The sequence below is a fragment of the Amycolatopsis japonica genome, from assembly GCF_000732925.1.
Lineage (GTDB): Bacteria > Actinomycetota > Actinomycetes > Mycobacteriales > Pseudonocardiaceae > Amycolatopsis > Amycolatopsis japonica.
In genome coordinates, this window is the sequence record NZ_CP008953.1 from 2,742,434 (window position 1) to 2,760,494 (window position 18,061).

Annotated in this window: 22 protein-coding genes; 12 read left to right on the plus strand and 10 right to left on the minus strand. The window is 71.0% G+C overall.

The window, feature by feature from the left end:
- Positions 1 to 36 precede the first annotated feature (36 nt).
- Positions 37 to 2,094 carry a BTAD domain-containing putative transcriptional regulator gene (locus AJAP_RS13055; RefSeq protein WP_038511101.1) on the minus strand — a complete coding sequence of 686 codons (2,058 nt, stop codon included), beginning with the start codon at positions 2,092 to 2,094 and terminating at the stop codon, positions 37 to 39.
- Positions 2,095 to 2,371: 277 nt separating this feature from the next.
- On the opposite strand from AJAP_RS13055, the gene AJAP_RS13060 reads away from it, so the two are divergent.
- Positions 2,372 to 2,623 carry a hypothetical protein gene (locus tag AJAP_RS13060; RefSeq protein ID WP_038522963.1) on the plus strand — a complete coding sequence of 84 codons (252 nt, stop codon included), beginning with the start codon at positions 2,372 to 2,374 and terminating at the stop codon, positions 2,621 to 2,623.
- An 86-nt stretch (positions 2,624 to 2,709) separates the two neighbouring features.
- Positions 2,710 to 3,345, plus strand: a complete 636-nt coding sequence (locus AJAP_RS13065) for a helix-turn-helix transcriptional regulator (RefSeq protein ID WP_037345324.1) — start codon at positions 2,710 to 2,712, stop codon at positions 3,343 to 3,345.
- Here the strand turns inward: AJAP_RS13065 and AJAP_RS13070 are convergent.
- Together AJAP_RS13070 and AJAP_RS13075 are read right to left on the minus strand one after the other, a co-directional pair.
- Positions 3,275 to 4,228, minus strand: a complete 954-nt coding sequence (locus tag AJAP_RS13070) for a hypothetical protein (RefSeq protein ID WP_228694926.1) — start codon at positions 4,226 to 4,228, stop codon at positions 3,275 to 3,277. The genes AJAP_RS13065 and AJAP_RS13070 overlap by 71 nt on opposite strands.
- An 87-nt stretch (positions 4,229 to 4,315) precedes the next feature.
- Positions 4,316 to 4,843, minus strand: coding sequence for an EF-hand domain-containing protein (locus AJAP_RS13075; protein ID WP_174492021.1), 528 nt, complete (start codon positions 4,841 to 4,843; stop codon positions 4,316 to 4,318).
- A 95-nt stretch (positions 4,844 to 4,938) separates the two neighbouring features.
- Here AJAP_RS13075 and AJAP_RS13080 point away from each other — a divergent pair, with 95 nt between their 5' ends.
- The 4 genes from AJAP_RS13080 (at position 4,939) to AJAP_RS13090 (ending at position 6,718) form a co-directional block, all read left to right on the plus strand.
- Entirely contained in the window at positions 4,939 to 5,400 is a 462-nt protein-coding gene (locus AJAP_RS13080; RefSeq protein WP_038511104.1) for a GNAT family N-acetyltransferase, read from the plus strand.
- Between the two features lie 130 nt (positions 5,401 to 5,530).
- Complete coding sequence (locus AJAP_RS42950) at positions 5,531 to 5,737, plus strand: hypothetical protein (RefSeq protein WP_084098134.1); 207 nt, start codon at positions 5,531 to 5,533, stop codon at positions 5,735 to 5,737.
- A gap of 84 nt (positions 5,738 to 5,821) precedes the next feature.
- Complete coding sequence (locus AJAP_RS13085; RefSeq protein WP_034316186.1) at positions 5,822 to 5,998, plus strand: CsbD family protein; 177 nt, start codon at positions 5,822 to 5,824, stop codon at positions 5,996 to 5,998.
- A gap of 54 nt (positions 5,999 to 6,052) precedes the next feature.
- Entirely contained in the window at positions 6,053 to 6,718 is a 666-nt protein-coding gene (locus AJAP_RS13090) for a pentapeptide repeat-containing protein (RefSeq protein ID WP_038511108.1), read from the plus strand.
- On the opposite strand, the gene AJAP_RS13095 is transcribed toward AJAP_RS13090, so the two are convergent.
- A complete protein-coding gene (locus tag AJAP_RS13095) occupies positions 6,703 to 7,038 on the minus strand; it encodes a cupin domain-containing protein (protein WP_038511111.1) in 336 nt (111 codons plus the stop codon). The genes AJAP_RS13090 and AJAP_RS13095 overlap by 16 nt on opposite strands.
- 71 nt (positions 7,039 to 7,109) lie before the next feature.
- Here AJAP_RS13095 and AJAP_RS13100 point away from each other — a divergent pair, with 71 nt between their 5' ends.
- Together AJAP_RS13100 and AJAP_RS13105 are read left to right on the plus strand one after the other, a co-directional pair.
- Entirely contained in the window at positions 7,110 to 8,054 is a 945-nt protein-coding gene (locus AJAP_RS13100) for a GlxA family transcriptional regulator (protein ID WP_038511113.1), read from the plus strand.
- Positions 8,055 to 8,100: 46 nt separating this feature from the next.
- On the plus strand, positions 8,101 to 8,433 hold the full coding sequence (locus AJAP_RS13105; protein WP_038511116.1) for a helix-turn-helix domain-containing protein: 333 nt from the start codon (positions 8,101 to 8,103) through the stop codon (positions 8,431 to 8,433).
- 15 nt (positions 8,434 to 8,448) lie between these two features.
- Here the strand turns inward: AJAP_RS13105 and AJAP_RS13110 are convergent, their stop codons facing one another.
- The 3 genes from AJAP_RS13110 to AJAP_RS13120 are packed head-to-tail and all read right to left on the minus strand — an operon-like array spanning position 8,449 to position 10,936.
- A complete protein-coding gene (locus tag AJAP_RS13110; RefSeq protein WP_016335566.1) occupies positions 8,449 to 9,039 on the minus strand; it encodes a ClpP family protease in 591 nt (196 codons plus the stop codon).
- Entirely contained in the window at positions 9,036 to 9,662 is a 627-nt protein-coding gene (locus AJAP_RS13115) for a ClpP family protease (RefSeq protein ID WP_038511119.1), read from the minus strand. The genes AJAP_RS13110 and AJAP_RS13115 overlap by 4 nt, the downstream gene beginning before the upstream one ends.
- A gap of 56 nt (positions 9,663 to 9,718) precedes the next feature.
- Positions 9,719 to 10,936 (minus strand): serine/threonine-protein kinase, encoded by a 1,218-nt coding sequence (locus AJAP_RS13120; RefSeq protein ID WP_038511122.1) that lies wholly within the window; start codon positions 10,934 to 10,936, stop codon positions 9,719 to 9,721.
- A 117-nt stretch (positions 10,937 to 11,053) separates the two neighbouring features.
- On the opposite strand from AJAP_RS13120, the gene AJAP_RS13125 reads away from it, so the two are divergent.
- A complete protein-coding gene (locus AJAP_RS13125) occupies positions 11,054 to 12,613 on the plus strand; it encodes a PucR family transcriptional regulator (protein WP_038511125.1) in 1,560 nt (519 codons plus the stop codon).
- Here the strand turns inward: AJAP_RS13125 and AJAP_RS13130 are convergent.
- Genes AJAP_RS13130 through AJAP_RS13140 form a run of 3 tightly spaced genes read right to left on the minus strand, consistent with a single transcriptional unit; the run spans position 12,601 to position 15,193 of the window.
- A complete protein-coding gene (locus AJAP_RS13130; RefSeq protein WP_038511127.1) occupies positions 12,601 to 13,470 on the minus strand; it encodes a polysaccharide deacetylase family protein in 870 nt (289 codons plus the stop codon). The genes AJAP_RS13125 and AJAP_RS13130 overlap by 13 nt on opposite strands.
- On the minus strand, positions 13,467 to 14,579 hold the full coding sequence (locus tag AJAP_RS13135) for an oxidoreductase (RefSeq protein ID WP_038511130.1): 1,113 nt from the start codon (positions 14,577 to 14,579) through the stop codon (positions 13,467 to 13,469). Before AJAP_RS13135 ends, AJAP_RS13130 begins: the two co-directional genes overlap by 4 nt.
- Positions 14,576 to 15,193, minus strand: coding sequence for a DUF1989 domain-containing protein (locus AJAP_RS13140; protein ID WP_038511131.1), 618 nt, complete (start codon positions 15,191 to 15,193; stop codon positions 14,576 to 14,578). The genes AJAP_RS13135 and AJAP_RS13140 overlap by 4 nt, the downstream gene beginning before the upstream one ends.
- A 239-nt stretch (positions 15,194 to 15,432) precedes the next feature.
- Here AJAP_RS13140 and AJAP_RS13145 point away from each other — a divergent pair, with 239 nt between their 5' ends.
- The 3 genes from AJAP_RS13145 (at position 15,433) to fahA (ending at position 18,061) form a co-directional block, all read left to right on the plus strand.
- Entirely contained in the window at positions 15,433 to 15,966 is a 534-nt protein-coding gene (locus AJAP_RS13145; RefSeq protein ID WP_038511132.1) for a MarR family winged helix-turn-helix transcriptional regulator, read from the plus strand.
- 80 nt (positions 15,967 to 16,046) lie between these two features.
- The gene (locus tag AJAP_RS13150; RefSeq protein WP_038511134.1) at positions 16,047 to 16,889 is read left to right on the plus strand and encodes a hypothetical protein; all 843 of its coding nucleotides are present in this window, start codon (positions 16,047 to 16,049) and stop codon (positions 16,887 to 16,889) included.
- Positions 16,886 to 18,061 (plus strand): fumarylacetoacetase, encoded by a 1,176-nt coding sequence (gene fahA / locus AJAP_RS13155; protein ID WP_038511136.1) that lies wholly within the window; start codon positions 16,886 to 16,888, stop codon positions 18,059 to 18,061. Before AJAP_RS13150 ends, fahA begins: the two co-directional genes overlap by 4 nt.

Sequence of the window (18,061 nt, forward strand, 5' to 3'; positions counted from 1 at the left end):
GAAAGTGGCCGGATCACTGGTGTGTGTCCCCGCAGTTTAGGACGTCCTCGGTGCGCTCGGGTTGCGCACCCGGGCGAGTGCGTGCAGCGGCGTGCACCAGGGCTGGGTGGGCCAGGAGGGCACGGCGGCCGATTCGGGCAGCAGCAGCGCGGCGAGCTCGCCGGTCAGCTCCTCGTGCTGCTCCTCGGTGAGATTCCGTTGGTGGGAAAGCACATCGAGCAGTTCGACGGCGGTCCCGGCGGACAGCGCGCGGACGTTGTCGAGCACCCAGCGGGGGATCCAGGGCGCGGTCAGCTCGTCGCCTGCCTGGAGCAGCTGTTCGGCGACACGATCCGCGGGCGCGCCGGAGTCCGCCATGGTCGTGGCGATCTCCTGGTGCAGCACGGCGCGGATGGCGGGCGGGGTGTTCGCGGCGAACACCGCTCGAACGAGCGGAACGCGGAACCGCAGACGTTCTCCCTCGGCTTCGAGAACGTGCGCGGCGAGCGCCTCCTCGACCGCCCCGGTGAGCGACCGCGGTTCGCGGCCGGTGACGCCCGCGAGATCCGCGACGGTGAACGACGAGCCGAGCAGCGCGGCGGAACTCAGCGTTCGCTTGCCCGGCACGGAAAGCGTGGCGAGATGAGTCTCCACCACGGCGGAGAGCCTGCCATGCGGCGCGGTGTCCGGCTCGTGGCCGTCGGCGAACTCGGCGAACAGCTCGCGCAGATAGCCGGCGTTCCCGGCGGTGTACTCGGCGGCGAACCGGAGGAAGTCGTCGCCCGGGGCCCTGGCCATGGTCTCTTCGGCGAGCGCGGCGACGGCCGGGCCGTCGAACGGCGGCAGCGGGACGATCTCGCCGTCGAACTCCGAGCGGAGGACGTCGAGCGTGCGGCGCCGGGGGAGCGGGCGCGCCGAGCCGATCAGCAGCAGCGGCAGGCGCTCGGTGAGCCGGTGAAGCCGCTGCCAGGCGAGCAGGCTTTCCTCGTCGGCCCAGTGCAGATCTTCGAAGACGAGCACCTGCGGCCCGTCTTCGCAGAGTTCGGTGACCGTTTTGCCGAGATCGTCGAGCGCCGCGGCGCCGAGGCAGTCGGCGATGAGGCTCATCGGGACCGCGCCGCTCAGCTCGTCGGCCACGACCCAGCGTGTCCTGCTCCTCACCGTGGCCAGCGCCTCGGCCAGGAACGCGCTCTTGCCACTGCCCGCCTCGCCGTCCAGCCAGACCGTTCCGCCGCGGCCTTCGTCGAGCAGGGCGGAGAGGTGCCGTCGCAGGCGGCCGAGCTCGAATTCGCGGCCGACGAAAGCGGACGGCCGGGCGGGGACGGCCTGCGTCCGACGGGGGCGTTCCTGCCGGCCGTGCAGTGCCGGATCGTCGTTCAGGATCCGTCGCCGCAGGTCCAGCAGTTCCGGGCCGGGTTCGAGGCCGGACCGCTCGATGATCGTCTCGCGGGCGCGGTCGAACGCTGCCAGGGCCTCGGCCTGCCTCCCGGACCGGAACAACGCGGTGATCAGCATGCGGTGCAGGCCTTCGCGCAGCGGATGGCGCTCGACCAGCACGGCGAGCTCGTCCACGAGTTCGCGATGCTCGCCGAGCCGCAGCGCGACCTCGGCCTGACGTTCGAGCGCGCTCAGACGCAGTTCGTTCAGCCGCGCGCGCTGGGTCTCGGCGAACGGGCCGGGGATCCCGTCGAGCGCGGAGCCCCGCCACTGCCCGAGCGCGGACCGCAGCGACTCCAGCTCCCGCTGGTGCGCGCCGTCGAGCCGGTGCGCGCGGGCACGGTCCAGCTCGGCTTCGAAGACGTGGACGTCGACCTGCTGCTTCGGCAGGTCGAGGCGATAGCCCGCGCGGCTGGCGACGAGCGGTTCGCCGGCGGGCTCCAGCGCGCGGCGCAGCGCCGAGACGTAGGTGTACACGATGCCGGTGGCGCTGTCCGGAGGCCGCTCGCCCCAGACGGCGTCGATGATCTCCCGGCGGGAGACGAACTGGCCGGCGTGCAGTGCGAGCGTGGCGAACACCGCCTGCCGCTGGGCAGGACCCAGCGCGATCTCGCCGTCGCCGTGGCGAGCGGGGGAACCGCCCAGCAGCCGCACCGTCAGCGAGGAAACCTCGTCCATGACCTGCCGCCTGTGCTTCCGACCGCCGAAAAGAGTGTCCCGCTCGGCGAAAAGCCTAGTGGCGCCGATGTGGGTTTCGCAATCAATCGGACACTCACCGTGTGGGTTTGGCCGGCCATGACCGGATTTCGCCGAGAGATGGACTATCGGATGTCCGTTCATGTGGGTTTCCGCCGCCCGGACGGGTGACGGGCGAGTGGGCAGACCCGGACGTTCGCAGGGGCAAAGAGTCGTCCGGCGCTGGTGGCGGGCATGCGTGGCTGTGCATGCTGTGCCGGTGAGCCAGGATCAGGAGCTGTTCGCCGGTGATGTCCTGCTCAGTCTCGCCCAGAACGGCAGGCTGGTCGTGGACGCCGACGTGGCGGAAGCCCGCGTCGCCGAACTTCGCCGGACGCTGGCGTACGGCTACGCCCTCCTCGCCGACCCGGACTACACCGGCCCCGAGGGCAGGCTCCGCGAGCTTCTGGACGAGCTGCCCAAGTACGTCGAGGCGTTTCAGCAGGCCACGAAGTCCTTCACGCCTCGTTGAGGTCTCGTGGAGACTTCGTGAAGAGCTCTTTCGCAGACTGTGTCCCATCCATCCGACTGGGGCCGCGGACAAGCGGAGGGGACGAAGTGGACACGGAAACCCGACAGATCACCGTGGCGGTGCACGCGCCCGATCCGATCACCACGGCGGGTCTGGCCAGCCAGCTGGGCACGCAGCAGGGGATCGACATCCGGGACTGGGAGCGGCGCGCCGAGACCGACGTACTGGTGTTCGCCGCCGAATGCCTGACGCCGGAGATCGTGCTCTGGCTGCGGCGGCTCGCCGCCGAGGACGGCAAACCGGTGGTGCTCGTGGTGAGCCAGATCAGCGAGGCGGAGCTCGTGCCCGCCATCGAATGCCGGGTGGTGGCGGTCCTGCCGCGGTCGGCCACGACCGGCGAACGGCTGGCGCACGCGGTCCGCGCGGCGGCCACCGGCGGCGGGGTGCTCCCGCCGAGCCTGCTCGGCGAACTGCTCAAACACGTCGAACGGCTGCAGCGCGAGGTCCTCGACCCGATGGGCGTCAACACCGCCGGGCTCACCACGCGGGAGATCGACGTGCTGCGGCTGATGGCCGAGGGCAAGGACACCGTCGAGATCGCCGGTGAGCTCAGCTACTCGGAACGCAGCGTGAAGCACATCATCCAGGGCATCACCGGACGGCTGAAGCTGAAGAACCGTCCGCATGCCGTCGCGTACGCCGTACGGGCCGGGGTGATCTAGCCGCACGGCTCGCCAGGCGTTCGGCGACGACGGCCAGTTCGAGCGGCTGGTCTCGTTCGCGGGCCAGCCAGAGGCATTCGTCGGCGGGTTCCTCACCGAGGCAGGCCCGGACCAGATGACGATGCAGCAACACGCGTCCCGTCGGCATCGCGGCGGCGAGTGCGTTCAGCGCGTCGAGCGCCTGCTTCGCCGACGCCCGGTCGTTCCTCCGCAACGCGAGGTCGGCGAGGTCGGCCCAGGCGATGTCCGTGCCGACCGCGAGGCCGCGGGTCGCCGCGTGGAGGCGCCGGGTGGCGCGCTCGATTTCGCCCGCCGCGATGTCGATGCGGGCTTCGGCGATGCCGAGCAGATGCGCCAGCGTCGGAGCCGTGGCGCGGGCGGCGGTCAGCAGTTCCCGCGCCTCGGTGGGCTTTCCCCGTGACAGCAGGACCGACACGGTCGACAGGTGCATCGCGGACGCCCCGATGTCATGGCCGGGCCCGGAACGGCCGGCCAGGCTTCGGTGCGCGAAGTCGATCGCCAGAGCAGGCTGTCCGCGCATGGCCGCGAGCAGGGAACGTTCGCTGTCCCGCAGGCCGGATTCGGGGAAGGCCTCGTCGGCGAGCAGCTTCTCCGCGCGTGCTCGTTCGCCCAGCACCAGCAACGCGGCCACGTACGAGGCGATCTGGTCGTTCAGGTGTCGCGGTACCGTCCTCGACGGCCATCGCTCGCGCTCGGTCAGATTCGCGCCGAATCGCGCGGAACGGCCGTCCCAGAGCTCGGCCAGGCCGCCGAAGAGCTCGCCCAGCCAGGAATCGTTCCCCGCCAACAGTTCGGCCGCTTCCGTCCACCGGTCCCGCAGGCACAGCGCGATCGCGCGCGAGACCATCGAGTCGGCTTCCACGCGTGCCATCCTGAGCGGCCAGGACGGTGGCGACGTGCCGGGCGGCCGGAGTCGGCCCGTATGGACGCGGGGTCCGCCCGAAAGCCGTCAGACGGCCAGCGGGCCGAAGACGAGGGTGCCCGGCGCCTCCGCGTCGTCACCCGCCCAGAACTCCAGCCACAGCGCGGCGAACTCGTCCCGGGACAGCATTCCGTCGCCGTCGGAGTCCAGCAGCGGGAAGGTGGCGTCGGTGTCGGTGGGGCGGCCGTTCCACACCTCGATCATCTGGTGATACTCCGCCGCGGAGATCAGGCCGTCGCGGTTCTCGTCGACCGCTTCGAACATCGCGTCGGCCGTGGCGGTCACGGCCTCCGGCGTGTCCGGGAGCTTGTCGACCACCATCAGTACTTCGTCCAGGGTGACCTTGTCGTCGCGGTTCAGATCCGAGGCCGCCAGCAACGTCGTCCACCAGCTCAGCATGATGCCGGTCAGGCGCCGTTCGTCACCCGGCCCGCGCCGCCGCGCCCAGCGGTCGGCCAAGGCCTGGAAGTCCTGCTCCTCAAGGAAACCGTCGCCGTCGACGTCCATCGCGGCGAAGACCCCCGACACCTTGCGCCGCTGCAAGTCGCTTGCCATGCGTCCGAACGATAGAACCGGACGCAGTAGAGGAACAGCGGCCATTCAGGGGCCCGCGGAGCCACGATCGGGGGACCATCGGGCACGATGGGTGGATGGTGGAGATCAGCTTCCTGACCGAGTCCGATCGCCCCTCCTGGGAAGCGCTGGCACGCGACAACGACGCGTACTTCGCCGTGGAACGTGACGACGACGCCTACGACCGGACCTGGCGGCGCCTGGTCGACGACGGGCAGCCGATCGGGATCACCGCACGGCTGGACGGCGAGCCGGTCGGATTCGCGCATTACCTGTTCCACGCGGGGATCTGGGGAGCGCAGCGGTGCTATCTGGCGGACCTGTTCGTCGACGCGGGCGCCCGGCGGCGGGGTGTCGCGGCCGCGATGATCGCGTGGGTCGCGCGGGACGCCGAGGAACGCGGTTTCCCCCGCCTGTACTGGAACACGCTGGAGGATTCCCCGGCCCGCGGGCTGTACGACAAGGTGGCCGAGGTCAACGAAGGGCTGGTCGTGTACAGCTACCTCCGGCGAGGTGTACGGAACTCTCCGCACGGGTGAGATAACGGCCGAGCCGCGGCAGTGCGCTGGTCGCCGCGCCGTTTCCGTTGGCTGCGAACAGGACATGCCGATTCCGCCCGGGGGAACGCCGGCGATACGCGTACCGTATGTACCCGTCAGGAGGTCGAGCATGACAGCCGGAATCGAGCGGGCGGCGCACGCCTACTGCCGGGTCTGCCACCCGGACCCCGGTCTCGGCGAGCCGGTCACCGCGCTCTGCGGAGCCACTCATCCCTACTGGGGCCGTCGTGAGCGGCCGGTGAACAACTGCCCGGCCTGCGCGGCGGTCGTCGCCAGGGCGGAGTACCCCTGCGGCCACACGAGCGCCGAAAGGTGACGTGGCGGGCGCCACAGCGAATACGCCGTTTTCGGGGCCGTGAGCCGGGTATCCGTCGGTCAACGGACAACGAAGGAGGCTCCGATGAACGACAAGGCCGAGAACAAGATCGACGAACTCAAGGGCAAGGCCAAGGAAGCCGCCGGGAACGCCACGGACAACGAACAGTGGCAGGCGGAAGGCAAGGCCGAGCAGGGCAAGGCCAACGTCAAGCAGGCCGGCGAGAAGATCAAGGACGCGGTGAAGGGCGTCCGGGACTGACCTCGTGACCGCCGGGGCCCGCCTGCCGAGGCGGGCCCCGGTACGGTCCGGGGCATGGAGTTCCGGGATTTCGACGGCATCAAGGTGCGGCGGCCTTCGGTCGAGCGCGAAGACCTCGAAAGCGAACCCGCCGTGTTCGGCGGCGACTTCGATTTCGACACCGTCCATCTCGACGGCGGTGAGCAGGACGGCGTCCGCGGTGGCGGCGAGATCGCGCACTCCCTCGTCTCGGAAGTGAGCTTGGCGAACGCCCGGCTCGACAGGCTGACGCTCTCCGACGTGGTCTTCGAAGGCGTCGACCTGTCCAACGCGGCGATCCGCGACCTGTCGGCCCGCCGGGTCGAAATCCTGCGCTGCCGGGCGATCGGGCTCGGCGTGGCGATCACCGCCGCCACCGATCTGTACGTCGAGAACGCGCGGTTCGACTATGCCTCTGTGACGGTCGAGCGAGTGAAGGGCGCGGTCGTGTTCTCCGGATGTTCGTTCCGGGAGACGGTGTTCTCCGGCGACCTTTCCCGGCTGACCTTCGTCGACTGCGACTTCACCGAGACCGAATTCGCGGCGACCTCCGCGGTGGACTGCGACCTCCGCGGCTCGCGCCTGTCCGGCGTCCGCGGTCTGCTGACCCTGCGCGGCGCGAAGATCACCGGCGAGCAGGCCGTCTCGGTCGCCGGAATCCTCGCGACCGAGAGCGGCCTGTCGGTTCAGCCTTCGGGATAGAAGACGAAGAGCGTGCACCCGGTCGCCGAGGCGGGCACGTGCCAAGAGCCCGCCGGAGCGTGCAAGAACGTCCCGGCCGGATAGTCGCGCGCGCCGTCGTTGAAGGTGCCGGAGACGACGAACACTTCTTCAGGGCCCGGTTCGTGGACGTCGCGGTGCGGCCACGAGGTGCCGGGATCCATTTCCAGCAGATTCGCGTGCGCGCCGTCCGCGCCTGTCCACAGTGGACGGAGGCGGATTCCGGGGAAGAGCTCGCGCGCGGGGGATTCCTTGACGGAGACGGAAGTGTAGCCCTCTTGGGCGAGGATCTCTGGGTGCATGACCCCATGCTGCCGGGACCGTCCGGCCGCCGGACAGTGTCAGGGAAGACACCATGGGGTACTTTTCTGCCATGCATCGGGTGAGGGCACTGGTGCGGCCGGTGCAGTCGACGTTCGAGCTCGGGATCGCCGCCGAGGTCTTCGGTACGGAGCGGGCCGGGGTGCCGCGGTACTACGAATTCGACGTCTGCACGGAGAAACCCGGCGCGGTGCCGACCACGGCCGGGTACGCGATGTCCGTGACGCAGGGCCTTTCCGCCCTGGCGGACGCCGACACCGTGCTCATCCCCGGCTGGTCCCCGGTCGAGGCACCGCTGTCGGCGCCCGTGCGCCGGGCGCTCCTGCGCGCGCACGCCAGGGGAGCGCGGCTCGTCACGATCTGCTCCGGTGTCTTCGCGCTGGCCCGCACCGGGCTGCTCGACGGCAGGTCGGCGACCACGCATTGGGCGCGCGCCGCTCAGCTGCGGGAGGAGTTCCCGCTGATCAAGGTGGAGCCGGACGTGCTCTACGTGGACCACGGCGACGTCGCCACGAGCGCCGGGGCGGGCGCGGGGATCGACCTCTGCCTGCACCTCGTCCGGCGTGACCACGGTGCCGCGCACGCGGCCCTCGTCGCCCGGCACATGGTGATGCCGCCGCATCGCGACGGCGGGCAGGCGCAGTTCGTCCCGGCGCCGCCGCCCGGCGACGAGCTGGACGGTCTCCTCGAATGGGCGGGCACCCGACTCGGGACGCCGTTGTCGGTGGGCGATCTGGCCGCACACCTCAACGTCTCGCCGCGCACGCTGGCCCGGCGCTTCGCCGATCAGCTCGGCACGACGCCGGGCGCGTGGCTGTTGACGCGCCGGGTGACCGAGGCGCGCACCCTGCTGGAGGAGACCGGCCTGCCGGTGGAGGTGATCGCGGCCCGCGTCGGCCTGACGTCGGCCGTGAACCTCCGCCGCCGCTTCCGCGATCAGGTCGGCACGACGCCGGGCGCGTACCGGCGCGCGTTCCGTGGCCCGGTTTCGCCTTGAGCGGAACGGCGCACGCGGGCCCCGGCCCGGATGTCACGATGACCGTATGGCGGACATCCTCCCTTTCCAGCAGAAGCGTCCCGAGCCGGAACCGCTGTGGCGTGACGTGCTGGGCCGGAGCCTGCGCGCCGCGCGGGAGGACCAGGGCGGCCGCCTCGTCGACGTCGCGGAACGCGCCGGGATCTCGCCGCAGTACCTCTCCGAGATCGAGCGCGGACGCAAGGAGCCGTCGAGCGAGATGATCGCCGCGGTCACCGGCGCGCTCGGGCTCGACCTCGCGGACCTGCTTTTCGGGATCGCGGGCACGATCAGCCGGGGCGGCAGCACGGGCCTCGCGGTCGGACGGCGTCCGCGAGGGCCCGTGCTCATGGCCGCCTGAGCGGTCGAGTCCGAGCTAAGCCCGTTCGTCGAGGACGCGGTCCGCCAGCCCGTAGGCGACGGCGCCCGCCGCGTCGAACACGCGGTCCCGGTCGGTGTCGTGGCGCAGATCCGAGACGGCGCGGCCGGTGTGGGCGGACAGGATCTCCTCCAGCTGCGTCCGCACCCGCACGACCTCGTCGGCCTGCAGGATGAGGTCCGGGATCGTGCCGCGACCCTGCGCAGCGGGCTGGTGCAGCACCACCCGGGTGTGCGGCAGCACGAAGCGATGCCCCGCCTCGCCCGCCGCCAGCAGGATCGCGCCCGCCGCGACGGCCTGGCCGACACAGGTCGTCGCCACCGGCGCCTTGATGAAGCGCATGGTGTCGTACAGCGCGAGCATCGCCGACGGGTCGCCGCCCTCGGTGTTGATGTAGAGGTTGATCTCCTGCTCGGGGTTGTCCGCCTCCAGGTACAGCAGCTGCGTGATGAGGGCGTTCGCGACCCCGGAGTCGATCGCGGTCCCGAGGTAGATGATCCGCTCCGACAACAGATGCGAGTAGACGTCCATGATCCGCTCGCCGGCGGGACTGCGGGAGATGACGTTGGGGATGGTGTAGGTGCTCATGCGCCCGCACCCCTTTCCGTGCCGAGGCCGAGTTTGTGGGTGCGGACCGGGACGACCTGGTCGAGGCTTTCGACGATGTGGTCGATGAAGCCGTATTCGCGGGCCTGCTCGGTGGTGAACCAGCGGTCGTGCAGCGAATCGGCGAAGATCCGGTCGATGGGCTGTCCGGTGTCGTCGGCGATGAGCCCGAGCACGGTGTCCCGCGTGTAGCGCAGATCGTCCGCCTGTACCTCGACCTCGACGGCCGAGCCGCCGATGCCTGACGAACCCTGGTGCATCAGGATCCGTGCGTGCGGCAGGGCGAACCGTTTGCCCGGGGTGCCCGCGGAGAGCAGGAACTGCCCGGCACTGCACGCCAGCCCCAGCGCGAGCGTGGCGACGTCGCACGGCACGAGCCGCATCACGTCCCGGATCGCCAGCATCGACGGGACCGAACCGCCCGGCGAGTGGATCCACAACGCGATGTCCTTGCGCGGATCCTCGCTCGCCAGTGACAGCAGCTGGGTGGTGAGGACCGTCCCGTTGTCGTCGTCGAGCGGGCCGTCGAGGACCAGCACACGCTGGCTGAAGAACCGTTCCCGTTGCCGTTGGTCGAAGAGTGGCTGTTTCTCGTTGTCGCTCATGCCCCGACCATGCCGCCCGGGCCCGGCCGCCCGCCGGTTTCTCTGCTGTGAGCGGATCAGCCCACAGCAGGGCGTTTCGCCGGGACGAACCACACGGTGATGGTCAACAGCACGGCGAAGACGAGGGCGACGACGTCGAGGGTGAGACCCGGTTGCAGGGCGAGGCCGAAGTACTCGCGTTCGTCGTCGACCGCGTTCAGCATCAGCACGGTGAGCAGCGTCAGCCCGCCGGCGATGCCGAGCATGACCTGTCCATGGCGGACCCTGGCGAACAGGAGCGCACCACCGGCCACCCACAGCGCGCCCGCCAGCACGATGCCGAGGCGGGCGAGCAGCAGTGGTGGCCATAGCAGGTCGAACACGTAGTACGCGCGGTGGATCATCATCGCGTCCACCAGCACGTAGAAACCGAAGAGCATGCTCGCCACCCCGGCCAGGACCGCGAAGACCGACGGCGGCGTCAGGCCGGGACGCGACGGCGCGGACCGGATCGGCACCGGCGTTTCGATCCCGCTCGCCGCCTGGGCCAGCAGCGGAAGCGCGTGGTCCGGCAGCATGCGCGCGTGTGGCGCTTTCGCCAGCAGACCGCGGAGGACGTCCGCGAGCGGGCCGGGCGTCCGGTCGATGGCGGGCTGCTCGTTGACGACGGCGTACAGCGTGGCCGCGACGTTCGCCCGCTGGAAGAAGTTCCCGCCCTCGCTCGCGCTGAGCAGCGTCACGCCGAGCGACCAGAGGTCGGAATGGGGCGTGCCTTCGTGCCCCGCGATCGTTTCAGGGGCGAGGAAGGCCGGTGTGCCCACCGGGTCGAGGGCCTTGGCGATCCCGAAGCCGGTCAGCTTCACCGCGCCGTCGGGACCCACCAGGATGTTCGCGGGCCGCACGTCCCCGTGCACGACGCCCGCCGTATGCGCGGCGGCGAGCGCGCCGAGCACCTTTCCGCCGATGTCGGCCACGAACCGCGGCGGCAGCGGGCCCGCGGACGCGAGGTCCTCCAGGGTCCGGCCCTCCACCGGGTCCATCACGATGAACGCGCTTCCGTCCGCCACCACGACATCGCGGACGGGCACCACCGACGGGTGATCCACCGCGACGAGGGCTGCCTCCTTGAGTCGCTCCACGCGGGCCGGCTCGTGCGTGGGGAGCGGCAGCTCCTTGATCGCGACCCGCGGACCGTCCGGCCCGTCCTCGCCGCGCCACAGCACGGCCGTCCCGTCGCCACCCAGCTTCTCGAGCAGGGTGTAGCGCTCGGCGATCGTGCTGGAAACTGCCGTCACAGTAGGGCTCCTCGAATCCTGAAGGGTCTCCGAGGCACGCTAACCAGGGCTCATGACAAAACGATGAAATGGCCGTTCATCCATAAAGGACCGGCGCGGCTGGATATATTCACAGTCATGCTGACCTTGGCGGCGCTGGTCGACGACCCGGCCCTGGAACTGCGGGTGGTCGTCCCCGGCCGCGACGGAGCGCTGGCCGGGCAGGTGTTGTGGGTGCACAACACCGAGCTCCCCGACCCGGGACCGTACGTGCGCGAGCACGAGGTCGTGCTGACCAACGGCCTGTGGCTGGACCGCGTCGATCCGGCGGATTTCGTCGCGAGGGTGGTCGGCGCCGGAGCGGCGGGGATCATCTTCGGCCTGCGCGTGGAACAACGCGAGACCCCTGCCGCGCTCGCCGACGCCTGCCGGGAAGCCGGGTTGCCGTTGCTGGAGATCTCGGTGGCGGTGCCGTTCACGGCGGTCACCCGCGCGGCCGCGGCGATCCAGGCCACCGACCGGCAGAACGCGCTGATGTCGTTGGTGCGCCGAGGCGACGAGCTGACTTCGGCGTTGTCGAGGGGAGCGGGCGCGTCCGGGGTGCTCGCGGTCCTCCGCCGTGAGCACGAACTCCCGCTGGCGGTCGTGGACCGGATGGGCCGGGAACTGGCGTCCGCCGGCGCCGAACTGGACGCCGGGCAGACGCGCGCCGCGGCCGAGGCGCTGGCCGGGCATCCGCCGCCGCTGGAAGCGGATCTCGGCGCGGGGACGCGGGCGGCGTTGTTCCCCGTCGGCGCGATCGGGGACGCGGACGCCGCGTTGTTGTGCCTGCGTCCCGCGGCGGAGCTGACGCGCGGGGAGCGGGACGCGCTGGAGCAGACCGCCCGCTATCTCAGCCTGGAAGTGGCCAGGCACCAGGCGGTGCAGGCGATCGAGATGCGGTTCGCCGTCGAGCTGCTGGACATGGTGCTCTCCGGCGCGCAGCGGGCCGCGGAGGTGCCCGGCAGGCTGCGGGCCTTCGGGGTCGATCCGGACGGGCCGCTGGCGGTGATCGCGCTGGCGTTCGCGGGGGACGAAGCCGCGACCCCGCCGGGGATGGCCGAGGCGGTGACGGACTTCCTCCTGGCGGACGGGCTCCCCGCGGTCGTGGCGGCGGGCAGCCAGGACGTCGTCGCGGTACTGCCGTTCCGTTCGGGAAGGCAGTCACCCGCCGCCTTCGCGCCGCGGCTGGCGGCGGCGGTGTCGCACCGGCTTTCCGGTGGGCGCGTGGTCGTCGGGCTCGCCGACCCCGCGCCGGGCGCGGCCGAATTGCGGATGCCGTTGTCGCGTAGCCGCGAAGCCTGCCGTGTGCTCCGGGGCAGGCGCGGCGGGCCGATCGCGGCGAGTTTCGCCGAGCTGGGCAGCTACCGGCTGCTGCTGGAGTCGCACGACGAGCAGTGGCAGCACACCTTCGCCGACGCCCTGCTCGGCCCGCTGCGTGAGCACGACCGCGTCCGCGACGGCGAACTGGAGACGACCCTGCGGGCGTTCCTCGATCACGACGGCCAGTGGGCGGCCACCGCCGCGGCGCTGTTCGTGCACGTCAACACCTTGCGCAACCGGCTGGCCAAGGTCACCGAGCTGACCGGCCGCGACGTCGGGCGGACCGCGGACCGGGTCGACCTGTTCCTGGCCTTGGAAGCGGCTCAGTCCGGATAGACAGCCGGGTCGATTTCGAGGTGCCGCAACGGTTCCACGGGCAAGGCGGGGTCGGCCAGCGCCGCGGCCGCCACGTCGCGGCAGCGGGCGAACCGGACGTCACCGAGCCCGAGCCCGAACTCGATGAGCGAGCGCACCGCCTCCAGCCGACCCGGCCTGCCCGAAAGGAACGGGTGCAGGCACAGGTTGAACAGGCACCGATAGCGGCGCATCGCGTCCAGCTCGGCGCGCCACATCTCCAGCACCCGTATCGGCGACGTGATCACCGAGCCGATGTGCGGCGCGGGAAGGAACGCGTACTGCTCCCAATCGTCGAGCGACCAGTGCACGGGCAGTTCGGCGATCCGGCCGGCCCCGGTCTCGATCAGGTACGGCCGGTCGTCGGCCATCAGCGACGAGTCGTAGCTCAGCCCGTGTTCGGCCACGAGCGCCGGAGTGTCCCAAGTGGACTCCCAGCCCGCCGCGCGATGACCGCTGATCTCGATGTCCTGCGCGGCGAACACCGCCATGCCCCGTTCGAAATCGGCTCGCTGCTCGGCCGCGGTCATCGCGGTCGGCGGCCGGTGGCTGTAGGAATGGTGGGCCACCTCGTGCCCCCGTTCCACGATCGCGGCGGCGAGGCCGGGCCGCTGTTCGGCGACCCAGCCCGGCACGAAGAACGTCGCGGGCACGGCCAGTTCGTCGAGCAGATCGAGGACGCGCGGCACCCCGACCCGGGGCCCGTACGCCTGATGGGACATGGTCGACAGGTGGTCCGCGTAGCCCCGTCCTCGGGCGAGGATCGGGGATTCCGCGTCGACGTCGAAGGTCAGGGTCGCGACCGCGGCCGCGCCGCCGTGCCAGCTTGCTTCCGTCACGCCTGCCGACTCTCCCGCCAACGGCGCGCGTTCGCCACCGTGACCGTCGGGGAGACCATCGCCCGGTCGAACTCGGCCAGCGGTTCCGCCGCCGCGACGCGCGCGGGCAGATCGGGGTTGGCCAGCGCGCCGTGCCCGATCGACAGCAGGTCCGCGTGCCCGCCGGTCAGGACCTCGTGCGCCTGCGCGAGGTCGTGCATCCCGCCGTTGGCGATCACCGGCAGCCCGGTGACCTGCCGGGCGAGCGCGGTGATCGTGCCGCCGTCGGCCAGTTTCGCCGTCTCCAGCCAGTTCCGCCCTTCGCTGGCGATGTGGAGATACTGCGCGCCAGCCTCGGCGACCGCGGCGAAGATCACCTCGGCGTCGGCGCGGCCGCCCGGCCAGCGATAGGTGAAGTCGTTGACCTTGGTCTGCGACAACCGCACGCCGGTCACCAGCTCCGGCACGGCTTCGGCGACGGCGGTCACGACCTGCGCGGTCAGCCGGATCCGGTTCGCGACCGGTCCGCCGTAGGAGTCGGTGCGGTGATTGGTGTAGTCGGTGAGGAACTGGTCGAGCAGGTATCCGTTGGCCGCGTGCACCTCGACGCCGTCGAAGCCGGCCTGACGGGCACGCACGGCGGCGGCCGCGAAGCCGTCGATGACGTCGTCGATCTCGGCGGTGGTCAGTTCACGGGGGACCGGCCACGGCCCGGAACCGCCGTACGCGCGCATCTTCTCGCCGCGCGGCTGGACGGCCGACGGACCGACGGTGTTCGGATGGCCCTGCGCGATGGCCCCGGCGTGCATGAGCTGCGCGATCATCCTGCCGCCCGCGGCGCGGACTCCGGCGGTGACCACCCGCCAGCCCGCGACGTGTTCGTCCCGCGCGAGGCCGGGCTGGTTGAGGTATCCCTGGCTGGCCTCGCTGTCGGGGTAGGTGCCCTCGCTGAACACCAGCCCGAAACCGCCGCGGGCGAATTCGGCGTAGTAGTCGGCCATTTCGCCGGTCGGGGTGCCGTCGGGCCGCGCGGAGACGCGGGACATCGGGGCGACGGCGTAGCGGTTGCGCAGCGCGAGACCGCCGAGGCCGGCCGGGGTGAGAGCGGGGTGTTCGACGGTGGTCGTCATGACCGGGTTCCTCCATTGTGGACGGTTTCGATGGCGAGCGGGGAGAGTCCGGCTTCACTGATCCGGACGAGGTCTTGCGGGCAGGCGGAGACCACGACGACGCAGTCCATCTCGGCCCGCAGGGTCACCGCGTCGCCGGGCCGCGAGGTCGCGGTGAGCCAGTTCAGGCGTCCGTCCTCGCCGACCGGGACGCGCATGAAGACGTTGATCGGCTGCGGGGTCGGGCCGGTGAAGCCCAGGCCCTCCGCTGCCAGCGCCTCTCGCAGGTTCACGGCGCAGGACCGGTGGTCCGGTGCGCCCAGCGCGGTGTACCGGGCCGGGTCACACGCCGGGATGAGCATGTCGTGCTCGCCGGGTGAGGTGTCTTCGACGAGCGTGAGGATCGGGCGGCGCAGGTCGGTCAGGAAGGCCTCGCCGACGGCGGGGAACAGCCTGTCGACGCCGGCGCGGGTGTGCGCCGCGCTGTGGTGCTCGGCCAGTTCGGCCCCGCCGCCGTCGCGGAAGGCGAACACGTCCCCGACCTGGCCGCCGTCGACGTCGATCACGCGGATCAGGTCGCCTGCGGCCACGCGGACGGCCCTGCCGGTCCCTGGTGGCACTTCCGTTCTGCTCATGCCCCCAGCAAACAGGGCGGGACCGACGTCTCGCCATGGAGAAACCTCCATGATCAAGCACCCAAGATAGACAAACCTCCAGGCCAATCACGCGTGATTGAAGCCGGAACTCGCGTGATTGAAGGCGGAACAGCGTGTTCCGGCTGGAATCACGCGAGTTCCGGCTCCAAGCACGCGAGTTCCGGGTAAAAGTAGTTTCGACTTTGACCATTTTCGCAGGACCGGGTTACTGTGCGCCGATGGAAGACGTGGACGCGGCCGGGCTGGACTTCTGGTCGTTCGTGGCGCTGGCGAACCGGCGGCTCGCGCAGGAGTACGGCTTCCGTCACCAGCTGGCGACCGAGGTGCTGCTGACCCTCAATCGCGCCTCCGACCTGGTGACTTACGATCTCGAAGCCGCGGTGCACCGGCCGCGCGGACGGTCCTGGTCGGCGTTCCGGCTGCTGTTCGTGGTGTGGCTCGCCGGATCGCTCGAACCGACCAGCGCCGCCCGGCTGACCGGGATGAGCCGGGCCGCGGTGTCGAATCTGGTCAAGACGCTGGTCGCCGAGGGGATGCTCGACCGGGCCCCGGACGAGCGCGACGGACGTTCGGTGCGGTTGTCGCTCACCGACGCCGGACAAGAGGAGATGGTCTCGGTCTTCCGCGAGCACAACGAACGCGAATTCGGCTGGACGAACGCGTTGACCGAGACCGAACAGCGCATCCTCGTGATGCTGCTGGGCAAGCTGATCACCAGCCGCGCCGAGTTCGGCACCCGGAGCCGCAAGTAGGCCTTCCCGTCGCCCGGAAGACCGGACTACGCTGCCCGATGGATAGTCAAAGTGTGAACTAAATCGGCGAGGAGGAGACCATGGTGGACGGCGGACCGATTCCCGCGCTCTTCGCCGGGCTGTGCGACGACGCCGCGGTGTTCCCGCCGGGCCTGGCTCCACTACCGGACGCCGTAGCCGCACACGATGAGCATCTCGGTGCCTGGTACGCCGGCCTGGTCGGGCCCTTGGTCATCGCCGCGACAGCGCTCGGCGACCTCGCCGAAGTGCTGGACGGTCGCGAGACCCCGCTGCCGGTCTCGGTGACCCTGCCCGGCGGACCCGCGCAGCTCGACGGAGTGAACGAGGCCGTCGCGAAGCTCCCGGTGAAACTCGAAGCGCTCGAGATCGCCGTCCCGGACGGGATGGGTCCGGACGAGGTGTTCGCCGCGCTTTCCCGCGCCACCGCGCCGGTCTTCGTCGAGATCCCGCGTGACGAGCGGCGCGTCCCGCTGCTGACCGCCCTTTCCGGCACCGGCCACCAGGCGAAGTTCCGCACCGGCGGCGTCCGCGCCGACCTGTACCCCGACGAAGCCGAACTCGCCGCCGCGGTCCGTGCGGCGGTCGCGGCGGGGGTGCCGTTCAAGGCCACCGCGGGGCTGCACCACGCCCTCCGCAACACCGATCCGGAGACCGGCTTCGAACAGCACGGCTTCCTCAACCTGATGCTCGCCACCGACGCCGTCCTCACCGGCGGCGACGCCGAAGCCGTTCTCGCCGAACGAGACGGCGCCGTCGTCGCCGAGCGGCTCCGCGCACTGGACGCGGATCGCGTCGCCACGGTCCGCGCGGGCTTCACGTCGTTCGGCACCTGCAGCATCACCGACCCCCTGACCGAACTGGCCGGACTCGGCCTGCTCGAGGCGCCCCGAGGAGAGGCATGACCACGATCGACATCCCCGCAGGCTCCCTGTTCGGGATCGACAACCTGCCGTACGGCGTGTTCTCCGTCGACGGCGATTCCCCGCGCGTCGGCGTGCGCGTCGGCGATTCCGTCGTCGACCTGGCCGCGGCGCTCGGCGACGACGTGTTCGCCGCGCCGACGCTGAACCCGTTCATGGCGCAGGGATACGACCGCTGGGTGGCGGTCCGCGAGCGGATCCGCGACCTGGTCTCCGGCGAACTCCCCGACGGCGCGGTCCACGCGATCGGACGGGTGACACCGCACCTGCCGATCGAGGTCGCCGACTACGTCGACTTCTACGCCTCCGAACATCACGCCTCGAACGTCGGCAGGCTGTTCCGCCCCGACGCGGAACCGTTGCTGCCCAACTGGAAGCACCTCCCGGTCGGTTACCACGGGCGCTCCGGCACGGTCCTGGTCTCCGGTACGGACATCGTGCGCCCGAACGGTCAGCGCAAGGCCCCGGCCGACACGGCGCCGGTGTTCGGGCCGAGCGCGCGGCTCGACATCGAGGCGGAGATGGGGTTCGTCGTCGGCACCGGTACGCCGCTGAACACCCCGATCACGCCGGACGATTTCCCCCGCCACGTCTTCGGCGCGGTCCTGCTCAACGACTGGTCGGCCCGCGACATCCAGGCGTGGGAGTACGTCCCGCTGGGCCCGCACCTCGGCAAGAGCTTCGCGACCTCGATCTCCCCGTGGGTGGTGCCGATCCTGGCGCTGGAAGCCGCCCGGATCCCGCTGCCGGGGCAGACCGATCCGGAACCGCTGCCGTACCTGCGGGAGAGCGACCCGTGGGGGCTCGACATCGACCTCGTCATCGAATGGAACGGCGAGGAGGTCAGCCGCCCGCCGTTCCGCGAGATGTACTGGTCACCCGCGCAGATGCTCGCGCACCTGACGGTCAACGGCGCCTCGTCGCGCACGGGTGACCTGTACGGCTCCGGCACGATCTCCGGACCGGAGAAGCGCCAGCGCGGCGCGTTCCTCGAATTGTCCTGGGGCGGCAAGGAACCGCTCACGGTCAAGGGGGAGGAGCGCACCTTCCTGCAGGACGGCGACGAGGTCGTGATCACCGGCACCGCGCCCGGCGCGAACGGTTCGCGGATCGGGTTCGGCGAGGTGCGGGGACGCGTGCTGCCCGCACGGTGA